20 protein-coding genes are annotated in these 19,083 nt (G+C 63.1%); 13 read left to right on the top strand and 7 right to left on the bottom strand.

The annotated features are described in order from the left end of the window. Nucleotides 1-109: 109 nt before the first annotated feature. Entirely contained in the window at nt 110-850 is a 741-nt protein-coding gene (locus tag MRBLMS1_RS04145; protein WP_485878001.1) for a CPBP family intramembrane glutamic endopeptidase, read from the bottom strand. A 35-nt stretch (nt 851-885) separates the two neighbouring features. Further along, nucleotides 886-2,469 (bottom strand): GGDEF domain-containing protein, encoded by a 1,584-nt coding sequence (locus tag MRBLMS1_RS04140; RefSeq protein ID WP_485877999.1) that lies wholly within the window; start codon nt 2,467-2,469, stop codon nt 886-888. A gap of 139 nt (nt 2,470-2,608) precedes the next feature. Between MRBLMS1_RS04140 and MRBLMS1_RS04135 the strand changes: the two genes are divergently transcribed. The 7 genes from MRBLMS1_RS04135 (at nt 2,609) to MRBLMS1_RS04105 (ending at nt 7,501) form a co-directional block, all read left to right on the top strand. Beyond that, the gene (locus MRBLMS1_RS04135; RefSeq protein WP_456150338.1) at nt 2,609-3,172 is read left to right on the top strand and encodes a GNAT family N-acetyltransferase; all 564 of its coding nucleotides are present in this window, start codon (nt 2,609-2,611) and stop codon (nt 3,170-3,172) included. After that, nucleotides 3,169-3,516, top strand: coding sequence for an SMI1/KNR4 family protein (locus MRBLMS1_RS04130; RefSeq protein ID WP_485877997.1), 348 nt, complete (start codon nt 3,169-3,171; stop codon nt 3,514-3,516). The genes MRBLMS1_RS04135 and MRBLMS1_RS04130 overlap by 4 nt, the downstream gene beginning before the upstream one ends. Before the next feature lie 15 nt (nt 3,517-3,531). Next, nucleotides 3,532-4,071 carry a GNAT family N-acetyltransferase gene (locus MRBLMS1_RS04125; RefSeq protein WP_128142654.1) on the top strand — a complete coding sequence of 180 codons (540 nt, stop codon included), beginning with the start codon at nt 3,532-3,534 and terminating at the stop codon, nt 4,069-4,071. Continuing rightward, on the top strand, nt 4,068-4,769 hold the full coding sequence (locus MRBLMS1_RS04120; protein WP_485877995.1) for a response regulator transcription factor: 702 nt from the start codon (nt 4,068-4,070) through the stop codon (nt 4,767-4,769). Before MRBLMS1_RS04125 ends, MRBLMS1_RS04120 begins: the two co-directional genes overlap by 4 nt. Then, nucleotides 4,766-5,989, top strand: coding sequence for a sensor histidine kinase (locus tag MRBLMS1_RS04115; RefSeq protein ID WP_485877993.1), 1,224 nt, complete (start codon nt 4,766-4,768; stop codon nt 5,987-5,989). The genes MRBLMS1_RS04120 and MRBLMS1_RS04115 overlap by 4 nt, the downstream gene beginning before the upstream one ends. Before the next feature lie 72 nt (nt 5,990-6,061). Next, a complete protein-coding gene (locus MRBLMS1_RS04110; protein ID WP_485877991.1) occupies nt 6,062-6,937 on the top strand; it encodes an extracellular catalytic domain type 1 short-chain-length polyhydroxyalkanoate depolymerase in 876 nt (291 codons plus the stop codon). A gap of 60 nt (nt 6,938-6,997) precedes the next feature. Next, nucleotides 6,998-7,501, top strand: a complete 504-nt coding sequence (locus MRBLMS1_RS04105) for a DUF1993 family protein (RefSeq protein WP_485877989.1) — start codon at nt 6,998-7,000, stop codon at nt 7,499-7,501. A gap of 3 nt (nt 7,502-7,504) precedes the next feature. Here the strand turns inward: MRBLMS1_RS04105 and MRBLMS1_RS04100 are convergent, their stop codons facing one another. Genes MRBLMS1_RS04100 through MRBLMS1_RS04090 form a run of 3 tightly spaced genes read right to left on the bottom strand, consistent with a single transcriptional unit; the run spans nt 7,505 to nt 9,890 of the window. After that, nucleotides 7,505-7,963 (bottom strand): hypothetical protein, encoded by a 459-nt coding sequence (locus MRBLMS1_RS04100; protein ID WP_485877987.1) that lies wholly within the window; start codon nt 7,961-7,963, stop codon nt 7,505-7,507. Beyond that, nucleotides 7,960-8,931: a D-2-hydroxyacid dehydrogenase gene (locus MRBLMS1_RS04095; RefSeq protein WP_485877985.1), complete on the bottom strand. Its 972-nt coding sequence runs from the start codon at nt 8,929-8,931 to the stop codon at nt 7,960-7,962. Before MRBLMS1_RS04095 ends, MRBLMS1_RS04100 begins: the two co-directional genes overlap by 4 nt. Further along, on the bottom strand, nt 8,928-9,890 hold the full coding sequence (locus MRBLMS1_RS04090) for a LysR family transcriptional regulator (RefSeq protein ID WP_128142660.1): 963 nt from the start codon (nt 9,888-9,890) through the stop codon (nt 8,928-8,930). Before MRBLMS1_RS04090 ends, MRBLMS1_RS04095 begins: the two co-directional genes overlap by 4 nt. A gap of 148 nt (nt 9,891-10,038) precedes the next feature. On the opposite strand from MRBLMS1_RS04090, the gene MRBLMS1_RS04085 reads away from it, so the two are divergent. The 6 genes from MRBLMS1_RS04085 (at nt 10,039) to MRBLMS1_RS04060 (ending at nt 18,123) form a co-directional block, all read left to right on the top strand. Beyond that, entirely contained in the window at nt 10,039-10,251 is a 213-nt protein-coding gene (locus MRBLMS1_RS04085; RefSeq protein WP_485877982.1) for a hypothetical protein, read from the top strand. After that, complete coding sequence (locus tag MRBLMS1_RS04080) at nt 10,248-11,108, top strand: alpha/beta hydrolase (protein ID WP_128142662.1); 861 nt, start codon at nt 10,248-10,250, stop codon at nt 11,106-11,108. Before MRBLMS1_RS04085 ends, MRBLMS1_RS04080 begins: the two co-directional genes overlap by 4 nt. Nucleotides 11,109-11,379: 271 nt before the next feature. Further along, a complete protein-coding gene (locus MRBLMS1_RS04075) occupies nt 11,380-12,624 on the top strand; it encodes an efflux RND transporter periplasmic adaptor subunit (protein WP_128142663.1) in 1,245 nt (414 codons plus the stop codon). A 2-nt stretch (nt 12,625-12,626) separates the two neighbouring features. Beyond that, a complete protein-coding gene (locus MRBLMS1_RS04070; RefSeq protein ID WP_128142664.1) occupies nt 12,627-15,827 on the top strand; it encodes an efflux RND transporter permease subunit in 3,201 nt (1,066 codons plus the stop codon). 44 nt (nt 15,828-15,871) lie between these two features. Beyond that, nucleotides 15,872-17,317, top strand: a complete 1,446-nt coding sequence (locus tag MRBLMS1_RS04065) for an efflux transporter outer membrane subunit (protein ID WP_128143326.1) — start codon at nt 15,872-15,874, stop codon at nt 17,315-17,317. A gap of 248 nt (nt 17,318-17,565) precedes the next feature. After that, nucleotides 17,566-18,123 (top strand): fasciclin domain-containing protein, encoded by a 558-nt coding sequence (locus tag MRBLMS1_RS04060; protein ID WP_485877979.1) that lies wholly within the window; start codon nt 17,566-17,568, stop codon nt 18,121-18,123. A 67-nt stretch (nt 18,124-18,190) separates the two neighbouring features. On the opposite strand, the gene MRBLMS1_RS04055 is transcribed toward MRBLMS1_RS04060, so the two are convergent. Both MRBLMS1_RS04055 and MRBLMS1_RS04050 read right to left on the bottom strand, forming a co-directional pair. Further along, on the bottom strand, nt 18,191-18,475 hold the full coding sequence (locus tag MRBLMS1_RS04055) for a hypothetical protein (protein ID WP_485877977.1): 285 nt from the start codon (nt 18,473-18,475) through the stop codon (nt 18,191-18,193). A 42-nt stretch (nt 18,476-18,517) separates the two neighbouring features. Beyond that, the gene (locus MRBLMS1_RS04050; protein WP_485877976.1) at nt 18,518-18,886 is read right to left on the bottom strand and encodes a hypothetical protein; all 369 of its coding nucleotides are present in this window, start codon (nt 18,884-18,886) and stop codon (nt 18,518-18,520) included. Nucleotides 18,887-19,083: the final 197 nt, after the last annotated feature.

Below are 19,083 nucleotides of genomic sequence, written 5' to 3'. Positions count from 1 at the left end.
GGCGTGGCGATTGCATGGCTGAACGATGCCATGCGATGGGCCGCGCTGTCAAGCCTGCCTTATGCGCGGTCATTTTCTTGGCCAATGGATGGAAAAGCTTGTCGCGACATTATGGCTGCGGTTGCGATATGGCCGAGCGCTGGCTCGGGCGCAGCAGGTAGACGCCGTACAGGCACAAGGGCAGCACCGCCAGCAGGGCGACGTATGGCAGGATGGACGCGCCGTCTTCGGCCGGGTTCGGCAAGGTGGCCGTTACCAGCGCGTAATCCCATAGCCCATGCACGAGCACCATCGGCCATATCGAGCGGGTGCGCAGCCGGATGGCCGCATAGCCGACGCCCTGCAAGGTGGCGGCCACGGCTTGCCACAAGGCGCCGCTGACGTCGCCCGTGGCCAGGCCATTGGCCGTATGGGCCAGGCCGAACAGCGCCGAGGAAATCAGGACGGCCGGCCAGACTGCGTAGCGGTCCAGCATGCCCTGCAACAAGATGGCGCGGAACATCAGTTCTTCCGAGATGGCCACCAGCGCCGCATTGCACGCGACGATCAGCAGCACGCGCGGCTGCGGCCAGCCGCCGGCCCAGGCCAGCAACAGCATCAGCAGCGCATACAGCAGGGGCGGCCAGACGAGCCACAGCGTTTTCCACGGCTGCGGCGCGCACAGGCCCGCTTCGCGGCGCTGGTTTGACGCCATCAGCAGCGCCAGCGCGAACAGTGCGGCCAGCGCCCATGACAGGCCGATACGGCCCGTGACGGCCGCGCCCGGCAAGGCATAGCTGGCGGCTTCCAGCCAGCGGCCGCCCATGCTCAAGCCCAGCCAGACGGCCAGTGCGATGAGGGACAGCGGCATGGTGAGAGCGATTCTTTTCCCGGACATAAGCGGCCTCATGCTGCTGGTACGCCGCCGCTGACGCGGTTGCGGCCCGTGTTTTTCGACTGGTACAGCAAGGCGTCGGCCTCGCGTATCAGCTCGCTGCTATCCGTGGGGCGGTCTTGGCCGGGCTGGAGCGTGGCCGCCCCCAGGCTGACGGTCACGACGCCGTTCGCGCTGGCCGCGTGGGGAATCTGCAAGCCTTCCACGGCCGCCCGGATGGCTTGCGCGACTTCCAGGGCGCCCGCCGCGCCCGTGCCGGGCATGATGACGGCGAACTCTTCGCCGCCGTAACGGGCCGCCAGGTCTTCGGCCCGGCCGACGCTGCGCGCCACAGCGCCAGCAACTGCCTGCAGGCACTCGTCGCCCGCCACGTGGCCATACTGGTCGTTGAATTTCTTGAAGAAATCCACGTCGAGCATGATCAGCGATACCGCGTGCCCGCTGCGCTGGGCGCGCTTGAGTTCATGCGCCAAGGTCTCGTCGAAACAGCGGCGGTTGGCCAGCCCCGTCAAGCCATCCTGCGATGCCCGCGCCGCCAGGTCCGCATTCGCGTGCTGCAACTCCGTCGTGGCCACGCGCAGGCTGGCTTCGATACGGTCGCGTACGGCAATCTGCCGCATCAGCTTGCGGAACAGGTAGATCAGCGCCGCGCCTGCCGCCAGCGACGCCAGCACGATTTGCATGCTCAAGCGTTGCCACTCGGCGAAAATATCTTCCTCCGATAGCCCCGCCGCCACGATGACGGGAAAGCGCTGCAGGTGGCGATAGCTGTACAGCCGTTCGATTTCGTCCACCTTCGCCGTCATCATGGCCGTGCCGACAGGCCCTTTTTCGCGGTAGGCGCGCAGGACCGCACCCGACGAAATATCCATGCCGATGACACCGGGCTGGAATGGCCGGCGGTAGATCAAGGTGCCGTCATCGAGCGCAAAGAAGGCCGTGCCCGTATTGCCAAGGTTGAGGCTATCGTAGATGCGTTCGAAGGAGGCGAGCCCCAGGGTGACCAGCACCACGCCCGCAAAGGAGCCGTCCGCCAATTCCACCCGGCGCGACACGGGCAAGACCCATTGCCCGCTGGATTTGCTGCGCACGGGCGCGCTGATGCGGCTGCCCAGCTGCGCATGCATCTTGTGATAAGTAAAATAGTCGCGGTCCGCATTGTTGCCGTCTTGCCCGGCGCCGGACGAGCTGGCCAGCCAGTCTCCGCGGCTGTCAAAAATGAAGACGCCGGCAATTTCCACGATATTTTTCGACAACTGCTGCAGATGCGATTGCAGCCGCTCGCCGGTCGCGTCATTATTGCCTTCGTTGCGGATGTGCTCGACGATATCTTCCAGCATCACATCGGCGACTTCCAGTTCCATGTACGCTTGGGTCGCCAGGGTGCGCGCCATGTGTTCCGTCGTCGCCTTCGCTTCGTGCAAGCGTACTTCGCGCGAAGACCAGACGATCCAGATGGTCATGCCAAGCAGCATGGCGCACATGCAAAAGAAGGCGATGCTGGCCCAGACGATGACCGGCCGCTTGTGCTTGCTCAAGACTTCGGGCTGCGCCGGGACGGCGTCGGTATGTGCTGCTTCTTTTACTGCGGGCATAAGCGGATCATGAAGTTGCATCAATGATATGGTGGAAATATTGCCATACTACATTAAAAGCACCGTCACAAAATTGCCACTTCGTTATAGTTGCATGGAATAATAAGCATTGCCCCTTTGAACCTTTGATTGGAGTCGCATGGCCTACACGAAAACCATCACCACTGAACGCCTGATCCTGCGCAAGCCGCAGCCATCCGATGAGGCGGCCCTGTTCGCCATGCATTCCGACCCTGAAGTGATGCGCTATTTCAGCGAACCGCCCTGGGACGATGCGGGCCGCGCGGCGCGCCAGATCGCCGAGGACGGCGCCGCCTTCGACAACGAAGAATTCTTCCGCTTCGCCATCGAATTGCAGGAGACGGGTGAATACCTGGGCAGCTGCACGCTGTTTTCCGTGCACCGCCAGAACCGCCGCGCCGAGATCGGCTACGCGCTGGCGCGTCCGCACTGGGGTCGTGGCTATATGCACGAAGCCTTGTCGGCGCTGCTGGAATATGCGTTCATCGAGCGCGACCTGAACCGCCTGGAAGCCGATATCGACCCGCTCAATGCGGGCTCGGCCAGCGCCCTCGAGCGCCAGGGTTTCAACAGGGAAGGTTTTTTGCGCGAACGCTGGATCGTCGGTGGCCACGTCAGCGATTCCGCCCTGTACGGCTTGCTGCGGCGCGAGTGGGAAGCGCGGCGCAAGGGCACCGCGTGAGCCAGCAGGAAATCGAAGCGATGGAGCGCTGGCTGGGCCATGCCTTGCCGGCGTACTACCTGCACTTTCTCCGGGACTGGGAGGAGGGCATGCGCGGTGAACAGGTATTGCTGTATGGCGCAGAAAGTTTGGTTGAGCGTAACGAAACATATGACACGCAGCAATCCTGCCCAGGCTACATCACCATCGGCGACGACAGCGGCGGGCGCGCCGTCATGCTGGCCCTCGATGGCGGCGACCGCACCGTGTATCTGGTCGGGCATGGCTCGATGCAACGCGATGATTTTGAGGTGGCCGCCAATGATTTTACATCCTGGCTGGCCGCCGATTGCCCGCTAGCCTGAGGAGGATGCCAAGCAATGAAAGCTGTCGATTTACCCAGTTCGGATCATGCCCTGGTGACGTTGCGCCACCTGGAACGCAGCGACGCGCCCGCCTGGTATGCCTACCTGGCCGATCCTGTTGTCGTGGAACATACGAGCTGGGACTTGCGTTGCGTCGACGATCTGCAGGCCAATTTCGATGACTATGCATCGGCCCAACCAGCGTCGTCCATCCGCCTGGCCATCGTGCTGCGCGAGAGCGGCCAGCTGGTGGGCACCATCGGCTTCAATGCCATTTCCCCGCAGCACCGCACGGCGGAGATTGCCTACGATCTGTCTCCTGCCGTATGGGGGCAGGGCGTGGCCACGTCCATCGCCGCGTCGGTCATGGACTGGGGCTTCCAGCGCCTGGGCTTCCTGCGCATCCAGGCAACTGTGCTGGAGAGCAATGAACGTTCGATCCGCGTACTGGAACGCTGCGGTTTCGAGCGCGAAGGCTATCTGCGCTGCTACCGGCAAATTCGCGGTAGGTCCGGCAACTTCTGGCTGTATGCGCGCATTGCCGGCACTCCATGAATCGCTTGCCCTTGAGCATATTGCTGGTGGAAGACCACCTGGCCATCGCGCGCCAGGTACTCGACTTCCTCGACGGCCTGGGCTGGCAGACCGACCATGCGGGCACGGGGGCGCTGGCCGTGCAATTGGCCACGCGCAACAACTATGACGTGGTGCTGCTGGACCTGAACCTGCCCGACATCGATGGCTTGCAAGTGTGCCGCGCCATCAAGGCGGGCGCTCCCAGCAATGTGCCGATCTTGATGCTGACGGCGCGCGATGCGTATGAAGACAAGGCACGCGGCTTTCGCGACGGCGCCGACGATTACCTGAGCAAACCGTTCGACTTGCGCGAAGTGGCCTTGCGCTGCGAAGCGCTGGCGCGCCGGCACCAGCTGCACGTGCACCAGGAAATGCGCGTGGGCCCCTTCACCTTGCAGACGCGCGAAGGACGCGCCCTGCTCGGTGACGTGGCGCTGCCTTTGACGCAGACGGGTTTCAAGATATTGCTGCTGCTGTGCCGCGAGCATCCGCATGCCGTGTCGCGTTCGGCCTTGCTGCAGCATCTGTGGGGCAGCCAGCCGCCCGACAGCGATGCGCTCAAATCGCACATCTACGCGCTGCGCAAGCAGCTGGAGCTGGCCGGCGGCGCGGGCATGCTGGTGACCATACCGCAGCTGGGCTACCGCCTTGCCTTCGACACTGCGGCGTTTCCATGAGCAAGTCGATCCGGCATCGCCTGTTCGCTGCCCTGGCCGGGTTCACCGTGTTGCTATGTCTGTGCTACACATGCCTGGCGCTGGTGATCGCCTACGTGACGGAAGACATGCTGGTGCAGCGCCTGCTCGAACGCGAAGCGGCGGTGGTCAGCCAGCATTTGCGCCAGCACGGTGAGCTTACGCCGTCTGGTAACGACCTCATCAAGACTTACGTCAACTACCATGATCTGCCTCAAGTGGTGCGCGAGCAAGTGCCGCCGTCAGCCCCGCGCGGGGAAGTGTTTACCACGACGGGCCAGCATTATCACGTGCTGGCGCTGGATCTCGTCGCCGCTGGCAAGCCGCAGCGCAGCTATCTGCTGGCCGACGTGGCGCCCGTGCTGGTGGTGCAGCGCCTGGCGCAAGAGGTGGGTGGTGTCGTGCTGGGCGTGGCGCTGGCGCTGATCTCGCTGGCCTTGCTGCTGGCGTACTGGCTGGCGCGGCGCCTCGTGCTGCCCCTGCAGCGCCTGGCCCAGGAAGCGCGCCAGCTGGCGCCCGGCAGCGCCGTCCATTTCAGCGAGCGTGACCGCCCCGACGAGATCGGTTTCCTGGCGCGCCGCCTGGAAACCACGTTTGCCGAACTGCAGGCGGTGTTGCAGCGCGAACAGGCCTTCGCCCGCGACGTCAGCCATGAACTGCGCACGCCGCTGACCTTGATGCACAACACGCTGGCGCTGGCTGAGGCGCGGCCCCTGGGCAGGCAAGAGCAGGCGCAGCTGCGGCAATCCTCGGACGAGATGCGCGCTACCATCGACGTGCTGTTCGCGCTGGCACGGGCAGAGCAACTGCCCGGCGACATGGTGGAGTTACGCGGCTGCATGGAGCAATGCCTGCTGCGCCTGCTCGACGAATATCGTTGGGATGCCAGCCTGCTGACCCTGGACGTGCCCGAGCGGCTGGACGTGGCCGGCAACGGGCAGCTGGTCATGTTGCTCATCAATAATTGCCTGGCGAATGCGCTGTTTCATGGCGGCCCCGATTGCCGCATCAGCATTGCGTTTGCGCAAGGCCACCTGAACATCATCAATACCGTGCAGGCGGGGCAGTCACGGCGCGTCCACGGTTTCGCGCATGGCCAGAACCTGCTGCTGCGCCTGGCGCAAGCGATGCGCTGGGACATTGCTTTCCACCCCGGCGCGACGCAATACCGTGTCGCGATCGTTCCTGTCCCGGCGCCATAAAGTCAGCGGATTTCACCGCGATTTCACCTGCTCCTGCTTATGCTGGCTGCTCTTTGACTTGAAGGGAAGCCCATGAAAATCGCCATCAGCCTGTTGACCCTGACCTGTTTGTGCACATCCGCGCTGGCCCAGGTGAGCAGCCTCGTCCACAAGGAAGACAAGCGCCGCTACATCGTCTACACACCGCCGTCTTACCAAAGCGCGCCGCAGCAAGCCTTTCCCGTCGTTTTCAATTTCCATGGCGGCGGCATGAGCATGGCGGAACAAATGCTGTACACGCAAATGAACAAGACTGCGGATCGGCACCAGTTCATCGTTGTATATCCGCAAGGCATCAAGCAGGATTGGAACGTGGGCTTCGGCATGGATTACCTGACGGGCACGGATGACGTCGGTTTCACGCAAGCCATGTTGAGCAAACTCAAGCAGGATTACCGCATCGATGACAAACGGATCTATGCGACGGGCCTGTCGCGCGGCGGTTTCTTTGCCCTGCGCCTGGCGGCCGAGCTGCCGCAGCAGTTTGCCGCCGTCGCCTCGGTGGGCGCGCCCATGCCGGAACCCGTGGTGCGGCACCATCAACAGCGCGGCAAGGTCGGCATGTTGTTGATACAGGGAACGGCCGACAAGGTCGTGCTGCACGAAGGCAAGGCCAACGGCTATCTGTCGGCGCAGGGCACCTTTGATTACTGGCGCAAGCACAACGGCATCGAAGGCGCCACGCCGCAGCCGCGCCTGATTCCTGGCCCGGCTGGCGATACGACACAAGTAAGCTGGCTGGAGCAGGGTGCCGGCGGCGCCAGCGTTGCCTTGCTCACCGTCAGGGATGGCGGCCACACGTGGCCGGGCGCCGATGCGTTCAATATCGGCCTGCCCATCGGCAAGACCACGCGCGCCGTCGATGCGAATGACGTCATCTGGGATTTTTTCAGCAAGCACCGGCGTTAATGTGACGGGGACGCGGCTGCCTGTGGCACACTCTTGTCATATTGAATCTTGCACAAGGAAATGATGAACAGCCATCCCGTCACCGTATTTTGCCGCTCCTTGGCGCAGCTTTCCGCCATGCTCGACAAGACCGGCACCGCGCCATCGATGCTGGCGGCGCGTTTGCACCCGGACATGCTGCCGTTTGCCCAGCAAGTGCGCGCGGCCGTGAGTTTTTCCCTGCGCGGCTGCTGCCCGCTGGCGGGCCTGGTCGTGGCCGATTTCAGCGCCGCCGCCAGCCTGCAGGAGCAGATCGCACAGACCATGCGCTACCTCCAGGATATTCCCGCCGAACGTTTTGACGGGCCGCCCGGGCGCATCTGCCGCGACCGCGCCGGCTTTGCCGACATCGCGCTGCCGGCCGACGAATACCTCAATTTGTATATCCTGCCGAATTTCTATTTTCACTTCAGCATGGCGTATGCGATTGCCCGCAGCCAGGGAGCCAGCATCGGCAAGGGCGATTTCGATGGCTATCACGCGTATGCGCCGGGATTTTCCTTTGAGACGCCGGTGGCATCGTAAGAACTACTGTCCCGCTTCCTTCCAGGAGGAAAACCCCAGCCGCTTCAACAGCCTGCCCGACAGCCCGCAGCTCCAGCAGCTGATCTGGATTTGCCGGTGTCTTGCCGGCCCCTGCGCATGCCAGGCTTGCTCGGCGTAATCGAGCAGCGCGTCGCTGAGCGCAGAAGTGTCGGCCACGGGCGGCAGGCGGTTCATCAGTTCGAACACGCCGTGCGGGGCCTCCTTGATCTGCAGCAAACCGTCCAGCAGGGCGCGCAGCACGTCGCTGCCGATGGACCTGCTGGCTTGGGTAAAGCGTTGCTGCCAGCACAGGCTGCGGGCCTGCCACAGGGCCAGCAGTGCGGGCACGTCGGCCACCCGCAGTTGTCCGATCAGCTCGTCCGCTTCATGAAACAGGTCGAGGCGGTCGTATTCCTCGTCATCGCCGCACAGCAGTTCATCGAGTTCGTGCAATACGCTCATGCCACCACGTTTGTCGGTGCACCCCGTTCGAACGCTTCCACGTTGCCGATCAGGATGTCCGCCAGCTTTTGCATGGCTTCGCCACTGGCCCAGGCCGTGTGCGGCGTGAGGATGAAGTTGGGCAAGCGCAAATTCAACAACGGGTTGTCGGGCAGCGGCGGCTCCTTCGATAACACGTCGAAACCGGCGCCGGCGATCACGCCGCTTTTCAATGCTTCAGCCAGCGCCGCTTCATCGACGAGGCCGCCCCGCGCCGTGTTGATCAACAGCGACGTCGGCTGCATGCGCGCCAGTTCTTGCGCGCCGATGATGTTGCGCGTCTTGTCCGTCAAAGGCAGGTGCAGGCTCAGCACGTCGGACGTGGCCAGCAAGTCATCGAAGCTCACTTGCGTCACGCCGTCGTCCTCGATGGGCGAGCGGTTATGCACGATGACTTGCATGCCGAAGGCGCGCCCCAGCTGCGCGACGGACTTGCCCAGCGCGCCGTAGCCGAGCAAACCCAAACGGCTGCCCGCCAGGTCGCGGATCGGGTGGCCGAACAGGCAGAAGCGGTCCGATGCCTGCCACAGGCCCGCTTCCACGTCCGCGCGGTAGGCCACCAGCTGGCGGCGCAGGGCCAGCATCAGTGCCAAGGTGTGTTCGGGCACGGTGGCGCGTGCATAGTCGCGGATATTCGCCACGACGATGCCTCGCTCGCGGCAGGCGAGCAGGTCGATGATATCCGTGCCGGTGGCGGCCACGGCGATCATTTTCAGGTCCGGCAGCTGCGCCAGCTCGGCCGCGCGCAGCGGCACTTTGTTCGTGATGGCGATCGTGGCGCCTTGCAGGCGCGACACCGTCTGTTCGCTGCCCCTGGTGTGCGCATGCTCTTCCCAGCTGTGCGCGAAGGCGGGCGGGCGCACGGTGGCGATCAGGCTGTCGCGGTCGAGGAAGACGATGCGGTGGGGCGATGTGCTTGCTGCGGTCATGGCTGGGCCTCGGTCAGGGTGGCGCGCGGGCTCGGGCTGGCATTCCTGCTCTTGAGCTGCGTGGCCGGGTGGTTGGTAAACATGTCGGCGACCCATTCGACAAACACGCGCACCTTGGCGGACAGATGGCGGTTGGGCGGATAGATCACGTGGATGGGCAGCGGGTCGGATTCCCATTCATTGAGCAATTCCACCATTTTGCCCTGTTCTATCAATGGGGCAAGCATGAAATGCGTCATTTGCACGATGCCCAGGCCCGCCAGGCCCGCGGCCGTGTAGGCGTTCGAGTCGTTCAGGGCGATATGGCTGGGCATGGCGATCTGGATGCGTTCGCCGGCACGCGTGAAATCCCAGTCAAACGTTTTGCCCGTCTTGGCGGAGAAAAAATTCACGCCCCGGTGGCGGGGCAGGTCGTTTGGATGCAGCGGCGTGCCGTGGTGCGCCAGGTAGCCGGGCGAGGCGCACGTCATGAAGTGCAGCACGCCGACCCGGCGCGCGATCAGGTTCAGGTCGCCCAGTTCGCCGCCGCGCACGGCGCAGTCGACGCCTTCTTCGATGAGGTCGACGGGGCGGTCGCTGCAACCGAGTTCCAGCGAGATGTCCGGGTAGCGGGCAAAGAAATCGGGCAGGGCAGGGATGATCAGTTCGCTGGCCAGGGCCGTGGGCGCGTCCACGCGCAGCCGCCCGCTGGGGCTCAATCGCGTGCGCGACAGCGATTCCTCGGCCTCGCGCACGTCCGATAGGATGCGCACGCAGCGTTCGTAATAGGCGGCCCCGTCTGACGTGATGCTGACGTGGCGCGTGGTGCGGTTGAGCAACTTGACCGACAGGCTCGCTTCCAGCGACTGGATCAGGGTGGACACGGTGGCTTTCGGCAGCTGCATGTTTTCCGCCGCGCGCGTAAAGCCGCCCGCATCGACGACTTGGATGAAAACTTCCATTGCTTGCAGCTTGTTCACTTGAATTCCTGTCACTTTAGGCTTGATTATTCAGAATCCTGAACAATCAATTCGTCATTGCACTCTTTATTAGATTGTAGATCAAGTCTATAGTTGTTGTACTGCAGCATAAATGTGATGCCGCAGGAAGTACAACAGGAGAAACATCATGGCTTATCGGAATGGACACTTTGCAGTACCCGCCTTGGTTGCGGTTGCGCTCGCTCTGGCCGCGATGGTATCGACGGATGCGTATTCACTGGCGGCGCAAAGCGAAGCCAGTGCTTATAGCGCCCTGACCCATGAAGTGGGCGGCGTCGCCCTGTTGTGCCTGAACGACACGGTACTTGATGCTGCGGTGCAGCCGGTGGTGGCGCAATGAGCGTTGCCGGCACCGTGGCTGAACTGGCTCCTGGCCAGGCGCTGAAGATACGCGACATCCAGGTCCAGGGCGCGCAGGATGCGCTCGGCGCGCGCGTCTACACGGCCGGCGTGCCGGGCGCCAAGCAGGCCAGCCTGATCGTTTTCTTCCATGGCGGCGGCTTTGTCGACGGCGACCTGGACGATGCGGACGACTTCCTGCGCTGCCTCGTGCTGAGCAATCCCGACCATGTGGTGCTGGCCGCGAACTATACGCTGGCGAAGGTGCGGCCATTCCCCGCCGCCGTGGAAGATGCGCACGCCGTGCTGCTGTGGGCAAAAAAGAACAAGTCCAAGCTGGGCTGGACTGGCAAGCAGATGCTGGTGTCGGGTATCGAGGCGGGCGCCAATCTGGCCGCCGTGTGCGCCATGATGTCGCGCGACCGGGGCGGACCGCCCCTCGCGGGCCAGGTGCTGATCATGCCCATGCTCGATCCCGGCCTGTCGACCTGTTCGATGCGCCACTTGCCGACGTGCCCTGACCTGGCGGAAGTGGCCGATCAATGCGCCGCCGCCTACCGTGGTTACCTGCCGAATGCCGCTGACCGTACCCATCCGTACGCGTCGCCATTGCAATCAAGCCGCCTGAAGAATCTGCCGCCAGCGCTCATCCTCTCCAGCGAAGATGACCCATTGCGCGACGAGGCTGAACAATACGGCAGCAAATTGATTGCCTGCGGCATCAAGACCACCGTGCGGCGCATGGCTGCCGCGCCGCTGCAGGATGCCGGCGCCCGCAATGAGTGCGCCTGCAAGGTGCAGGTATTGAGTGAAATCGCCAGCTTTGTCGCTGGACTGGGGCAGGAGCCCGAGTCATGACGCCGCCATCTGCGGCACCGCAAAATAATTACACTAATCAGTTTACTTTTTAAGTTTCGGTTGCTACACTATGCAGTGTAGTTCCCATCTTGCCTGAGTTGTGCGTTCGCACAGCCAGCTTTGTCGTCCCCGTCCGCTTTTAAGCAGCTGGCGGCCTGTTTACCTTTGATCGAGCGCCGTCGGGCGCCATGGCACCACCATTCACTCTTTTTAGCTGGGTTGCTTCCTGCCGCCCATACCATTAGAAATTTTCATAAAACAGGGAAATAAAATGAAAAACGTTCAACAATTTTCCACTCTGCTCAAGCCCCTGGCTGCCTCGCTCGCGCTGGCAGGACTGGTGGCCGTGAGTCTGGCTGGCTGCGATTCGGCCAATAGCAAGGTGCCCGACGCGCCAGCGGCCGGCGGCCCACCCATCTCGGCCGCCGCCGTCGTTGAAAAACAGATCACGGAAACGCAGGAATTCTCGGGTCGCCTGGAAGCGATCGAGCGCGTGGAAATCCGTTCGAGAGTCGGCGGTTTCATCACGGCCGTCAATTTCAAGCCGGGCAGCGAAGTGAAAAAGGGCGACGTGCTGTTCGTCATCGATCCGCGCCCATTCCAGGCCGAAGTGTCGCGCGCCGAAGGCACTGCCGCCTCGGCCCGCGCCAAGGCGGAACTGGCCAAGCTGGAATTGTCGCGCGCTGAAAAGCTGCTGGCTGAAAAAGCCATCGCCCAGCGCGAATTCGATGAAAAGGCGTCGGGCCTGAAAGAGCTGGACGCGAATGTCCGCTCGGCGCAAGCCGCGTATGAAGCGGCGAAACTGAACCTGTCGTACACGCAGGTGCAGGCACCGATCAGCGGCCGCGTCAGCAAGGCGGAAATCACCGTTGGCAACCTGATCGACGCTTCCGCCATCCTCACCTCTGTGGTGTCGACGGACCGCATCTACGCCAGCTTTGACGGCGATGAAGATACCTACCTGCGCGTGGCCGGCACGGCGCAAAAGGGCACGCCCGTCACCGTCAAGGTCGGCCTGGCCAACGAAACAGGCTTCCCGCATGAAGGCAAGCTGGAATTCGTCGACAACCAGCTTGACCCGGCCACGGGCAGCGTGCGCATGCGCGCCACCTTCGCCAACGCCGAGCGCCAGCTCGTGCCTGGCCTGTTCGCGCGCATCCAGCTTGATGGCGGCAACGGCCCGCAGGCGCAAAGCACGGCGCTGTTGATCAGCGACCGCGCCGTCGGCACGGACCAAAGCCGCAAATACGTCTACGTGGTGGGCGCCGACAACAAGGCCGAATACCGCGCCGTCAAGCTGGGCCCGACTTCGGACGGCTTGCGCGTGGTGCGTGAAGGCTTGAAAGCGGGCGAGAAAATCGTCGTCAACGGTTTGCAGCGCGTGCGCCCGGGCGCCCCGGTGACGCCGCAGATGGTGGCGATGGATTTCGATCCGACCGCGCCTGCCGCTCCCGCAAAACCTGAAGCAAAAGATGCCAAGATCGCCGCGAAAGCAGCATCGACTTCCAAGGAATAAACATGAACTTTTCCCGCTTTTTCATCGACAAGCCGATTTTCGCGGCGGTGCTGTCGATCGTCATATTCGTGGCCGGGCTGCTGTCGATTTTCGGCCTGCCCATCTCCGAATATCCTGACGTCGTGCCGCCATCCGTGGTGGTGCGCGCCCAGTACCCGGGCGCCAATCCGAAAGTAATCGCCGAAACCGTGGCCGCGCCGCTCGAAGAGCAGATCAACGGCGTCGAGAACATGCTCTACATGTCCTCGCAAAACACGTCCGATGGCGCGATGATGCTGACCGTGACCTTCAAGATCGGCACCAACGTCGAGCAGGCCGAAACGCAGGTGCAGAACCGCGTGCAGCGCGCCTTGCCGCGCCTGCCCGAAGAAGTACGCCAGATCGGCGTGACGACCGTCAAGTCCTCGCCCAACCTGACCATGGTGGTGCACCTGGTCTCGCCAAACAAGCGCTATGACGATATGTACCTGCGTAACTACGCGGTACTGAACGTCAAGGATCAACTGGCCCGTTTGCCCGGCATGGGCGACATCCAGATCTTCGGCGCCGGCGACTACGCCATGCGCATCTGGCTCGACCCGCAAAAGGTGGCGGCACGCGGCATGACGGCCAATGACGTCGTCGACGCGATCCGCGAGCAGAACGTGCAGGTGGCTGCAGGCGTGATCGGCGCCTCGCCAGCGAAGAACTCGGACTTCCAGCTGACCGTCAATACCCAGGGCCGTCTGCAGACACCCGAGGAATTCGGCGCCATCATCGTGCGCACGAATGCCGACGGCGCCGTGACGCACCTGAAGGACGTGGCGCGCGTGGAAATGGGCGCCAACAGCTACTCGCTGCGTTCGCTGCTGAACAATAATCCGGCCGTCGGCATGGGTATTTTCGAAGCGCCGAACGCCAACGCGCTGCAACTGTCTTCCGACGTGCGCTCCAAGATGGACGAACTGAAAAAAGACTTCCCGCAAGGCGTGGAATACCGCATCGAGTACGACCCGACGCAGTTCGTGCGTTCGTCCATCGAAGCCGTGATCCATACCCTGCTCGAAGCCATCGCCCTGGTAGTGCTGGTGGTGATCATCTTCCTGCAAACCTGGCGCGCATCGATCATTCCGCTGCTGGCCGTTCCCGTCTCCATCGTCGGCACCTTTGCCGTGATGCTGGGCTTTGGCTTCTCGATCAACACGCTGTCGCTGTTCGGCCTCGTGCTGGCCATCGGTATCGTCGTCGATGACGCCATCGTGGTGGTGGAAAACGTCGAGCGCAATATCGAAGAGGGCTTGTCGCCGCGCGACGCCACCATCCAGGCCATGAAAGAGGTCAGCGGTCCTATCGTCGCCATCGCCCTGGTACTGTGCGCCGTGTTCGTGCCGATCGCCTTCGTGCCTGGTTTGTCGGGCGAGTTCTATCGCCAGTTCGCGCTGACCATCGCCATTTCGACCGTGATCTCCGCTTTCAGCTCGCTGACCCTGGCGCCAGCCCTGTCGGCCGCGCTGCTCAAACCGCACGATGCGCCGAAAGATGCGCTGACGCGCGGCATGGACATGGTCTTCGGCCGCTTCTTCGCCTGGTTCAACCGCTTCTTCGGCCGCGCTTCGCACCGCTATGAAGCGGGCGTAAAAGGCGTGTTGGGCCGCAAGAGCGCTTCACTGGGCGTGTATGCGCTGCTGGTCATTGCCGCCATCTTCACCTTCAAGTCCGTGCCGGCCGGCTTCGTGCCAGCGCAGGACAAGCAATACCTGGTGGGCTTTGCGCAATTGCCTGACGCCGCGTCGCTGGACCGCACGGAAGATGTCGTGCGCCGCATGTCCGACGTCATCAAGTCGGTGCCTGGCGTCGAATCGACCATCGCCTTCCCCGGCCTGTCGATCAACGATTTCACCAATGCGCCGAACGCCGGTATCGTGTTCGCCACCCTGAAACCGTTCGACGAGCGCACCAGCAAGGAATTGTCGGGCGGCGCCATCGCGGCCGAGATCAACAAGCGCCTGGGCGGTATCCAGGACGCCTTCATCATGGTCTTCCCGCCACCGCCGGTCAACGGCCTCGGCACCATCGGCGGCTTCAAGATGATGATCGAAGACCGCGGCAATCTCGGTTACGACGCGCTGTACAACGCCACCCAGTCACTGGCCGCGAAAGCGTACCAGACGCCGGAACTGGCGGGCGTGTTCTCGGGCTACCAGATCAACGTGCCGCAGCTGTTCGCCGACGTCGACCGCGTGAAAGCCAAGCAGATGGGCGTGCAGCTGCAAACGATTTACCAGACCTTGCAGATCAACCTCGGTTCGCTGTACGTCAACGACTTCAACCAGTTTGGCCGCACCTACCAGGTGCGCGTGCAGGCCGATGCGGCGTTCCGTTCGCATGCGCAGGATATCGCGCAGCTGAAGGTACGCAACGACAAGGGCGAGATGATCCCGCTGTCGTCCCTGATGCGCGTCAAGGACAGCTATGGCCCGGACCGCGTGCAGCGCTACAACGCGTATGCAGCAGCCGACTTCAATGGCGGCGCCGCCCCTGGCGTATCGAGCGGCCAGGCGCAAGCCGCGCTGGAACGCATCGCCAAGGAAGTGCTGCCGCAGGGGATTTCGTATGAATGGACGGAGCTGACCTACCAGGACATCTTGTCCGGCAATACGATGATCTATGTGTTCCCGCTGTGCGTGCTGCTGGTGTTCCTGGTGCTGGCCGCCCAGTACGAAAGCTGGACATTGCCGCTGGCCGTGATCCTGATCGTGCCGATGTCGATCCTGTGCGCACTGCTGGGCGTGAAACTGACCGGTGGCGACAACAACGTGTTTACCCAGATCGCGCTGTTCGTGCTGGTGGGGCTGGCGTCGAAGAATGCGATTCTGATCGTGGAATTTGCCCGCGAACTGGAAGAGCATGGCCGCACCGTCGTGCAAGCGGCGCTGGAAGCGTGCCGCCTGCGTCTGCGTCCGATCCTGATGACGTCGATCGCCTTCATCATGGGCGTGGTGCCCCTGGTGTTCTCGAACGGCGCCGGTTCGGAAATGCGCCATGCCATGGGCGTGGCGGTCTTCGCCGGCATGCTGGGCGTGACCTTCTTCGGCCTGTTCCTGACGCCTGTGTTCTATGTATTGCTGCGCACCCTGGCGCAGCGTTTTGAGAAAAAACCAGCCGCCGTTGCCGCCAAGCCTGTCGCCGCGCCAGCGCTGGACCTGGAAGGAGATATATATTGAAAACCAAGGAAATCATCTGGCGCGTCAAGCCCGTGCTGACCGCCATGGCTGCCGCAGTCCTGCTGGCCGCCTGCGCGGCACCCGAGTTCAAGCAGCCGCAGATCGAGACGCCGGCCGCGTTCAAGGAAGCGCAAACCTTGCCCGCCGTGCAGACGGCGGCCGACGGCACGCGCTGGAAGCAGGGCGTGCCTGCCGAGCGCCAGGCGCGCGGCGAGTGGTGGCTGGCGTTCAATGATCCGGCTTTGACTGGCCTGATCAACGAAGCCACGCAAGCGAATGCCAACCTGGCCATCGCCGCCGCCCGCGTCAAGCAGGCGAGGGCGATTGCCGGCATCGCCGAAGCGGACCGCATCCCGCAAGTGGGCGTGAACGTGGGCGGCCAGCGCAACCGCGCTTCCGCCGTGTCGCTCGGCTTGCCGAACGGCGCGCCGGTGGCGGCCACGAATGTCTACCAGGCGAACCTGACGGCCAGCTACGAAGTCGATCTGTTCGGCCGCGTGGCGTCCAACGTCAGCGCCTCGCGCAGCGACGCGCTGGCCGTGGAAGCGACGTACCGCTCGGTGCTGCTGTCCTTGCAGGCCGACGTGGCGCAGACGTACTTCCAGCTGCGCGCCACGGACGCCGAACTGGCGACTCTGGAACAGACGGTGCGCCTGCGCGAAGAAAGCGTGCATGTGAACCAGCGCCGCTATGACCTGGGCGATATCGGCGAGTTCGACCTGTCGCGTGCCCGCACGGAGCTGTCGACCGTGCGTGCCGAAGCCATCGGCCTGCAGCGCCAGCGCGCCACCAGCGAACATGCGCTGGCCGTCCTGCTGGGCAAACCGGCCGCCAGCTTCACGGCGACCGTCAATCCGCTGCAGGATAGCGGCTTCCTGCCCGTGATCCCGGCCGGCATGCCGTCCTCCCTGCTGGAACGCCGTCCCGACATCGCGTCGGCGCAGCGCACCATGGAAGCGTCGAATGCGCGCATCGGCGTGGCGAAATCGGCCATGTTCCCGGCCTTGACCTTGAACGCGTCCGGCGGCGGCGCGTCCGATACCTTCTCGGACATCTTCAAGTGGAGCAGCCGCTCCTGGCTGCTGGGCGCCCTGATGTCGATGCCGATCATCGACGGTGGCCGCAACAAGGCGGCCGTGAGCCGCAGCGAAGCGCAGCTGGAAGAGTCGGTGGCGACGTATCGCCAGAGCGTGCTGGTGGCCTTCGCCGAGGTGGAAGACAACCTGGCCGGCCTGCGCATCCTGTCGGGCCAGACGCAGCAGATCGACGAAGCCGTCGTCTCGGCGCGCCGCTCGGCCGACCTGGCGCAAAAGCTGTACGACGCGGGCCGTTCCAGCTACCTGGACCTGCTGGACGCGCAGCGCAACCTGGCGGCCATCGAGCGCAACGCCGTGCAATTGCGCGGTAACCGCGCCGTTACCACGGTGGCGCTGATCCGCTCCCTGGGCGGCGGCTGGGGCGAGACGGAGCCGCAAGTGGCGGCCAACTAGTTTCCGGTCCGCGGCGATAAGCCTGTCGAAAACGGCGTCGTGCTTTGCACGGCGCCGTTTTTTTTTATGCTTGCGCAGGCCGGCTTGGCATGCAGCGCGGTAGGTCGGCTTAGCGCATAGCGCGTAAGCCGACACCACCCGCGCCTCCAACCCAGGCCAGACCAAAAAAATAAGTTGAATCCAATCCCCGGCCCACCACGTAAATACTCCTGCAATCACGCAAACGCAGTCATCCAGGAGATACCATCATGCGCACCTTCGTTCCCGCAGCACTGTTCATCACTTCCATGCTGGCCGCCAGCGCCCCGTTTGCCGCCGACATGACGATCATGGTCGGTGGCCAGAGCATGTATCCGTCCAAGGACATCGTCGACAACGCCGTCAATTCGGCCGACCACACGACGCTGGTCGCTGCCGTCAAGGCGGCCGGCCTGGTCGACACCCTGAAAGGCAAGGGGCCATTCACCGTGTTCGCGCCGACGAATGCGGCCTTTGGCAAGCTGCCGGCCGGCACCGTCGATACCCTGGTCAAGCCGGAAAACAAGGCGACCCTGACGAAAATCCTCACCTACCACGTGGTACCCGGCAAATACGACTTCAAGGCGCTGGCCAAGGAAATCAAGATGCATGACGGTAAAGCCACCTTGCCCACGGCCAGCGGCGGCAAGCTGATGTTCGCCATGAACGGCATGCACAACATCGTGGTGACGGACGAAGGCGGCAACAGCGCCAACATCAGCACCTATGATGTGTACCAGTCGAATGGCGTGATCAATGTGATCGACTCGGTGCTGATGCCTAAATAAGCGGACGAAAAAGCGGACGAAAAAAAAGACAGGGAAAACCCTGTCTTTTTGCTTGGTGCCGCCGCGATTACTTGGCTGGCGTTGCTGGTACTGCCGGCACTGCTGGTTCCGCAGGCGTTGCCTTGTCGGCTGGCGCGGCTTTCTTTGCCTTGTGATGCTTGGCTTTCTTGTGCTCCGCCGGCTTGACGGCGGCGGCTGGCGTTTCGGCCTTGACTGCCGGTGCCTCGGCCTTGACTGCCGGGGTGGCTGCGACGGCAGGCGTCGCTGGCGTGGCGGCAGGAGTGGCAGGCGCCTGGGCGAAAGCGGCGGTGGCGAACAGGCTGGCGATCAGGGTGGCGATGACTTTTTTCATGATGAGATCCTTGGTATGTGTGGTCAGTAAAGGGTGTCGGAATTACTTGGCTGCTGCTGGTGCCGGTACTGCTGCTGGTGCCGCTTCGGTGGTGGCTGATGCCAGCTTTTCGTCAGCTTTGGCTTTGGTTTTCTTGGCCTTGTGGTGGGCCTTGGCTTTCGTGGTAGCCGCTTCCGCTTTGGCGCTGGCGACTTCCGTTTTTGCGGCGACGACTGCTTTCGCTTCTTTTGCATCCGCTTTGACGACGGCTTGCGCTTCCTTGGCATCGGCTTTCACGACGGCCTTGGTGTGGGCCGCTTCCACTTTGGCAGGAACCGAGGCTGCCGGAGCGGCTGCAGGAGCTGCCGGGGTTTGGGCGAAGGCTGCAGTTGCGAACAGGCCGGCGATCAGGGTAGCAATTACTTTTTTCATGGTGCAGTCCTCAGTGGTGGTTTGTTTGGTATGTCTGTTGGTGCCGGGATGATTCCCGTATCACTGAGCATAAAACGCGCTCCGGATCGCTGCCGTTGACGGTCATTACAAACGCTTACATCTGCGTGCCATCCGCGTGCTGAATGGCTTTCAAGATGTCTTGCGCCGGGGCGGCGCATGGACTGCTTTCGTGGCGA

Source organism: Massilia sp. LMS1-1-1.1 (assembly GCF_040815535.1).
In the GTDB taxonomy this organism is placed as follows: Bacteria; Pseudomonadota; Gammaproteobacteria; order Burkholderiales; family Burkholderiaceae_D; genus Janthinobacterium; species Janthinobacterium aestuarii.
The sequence above is the reverse complement of the archived record's forward strand: the minus strand, read 5'-3'. Positions and strand labels throughout refer to the sequence as shown.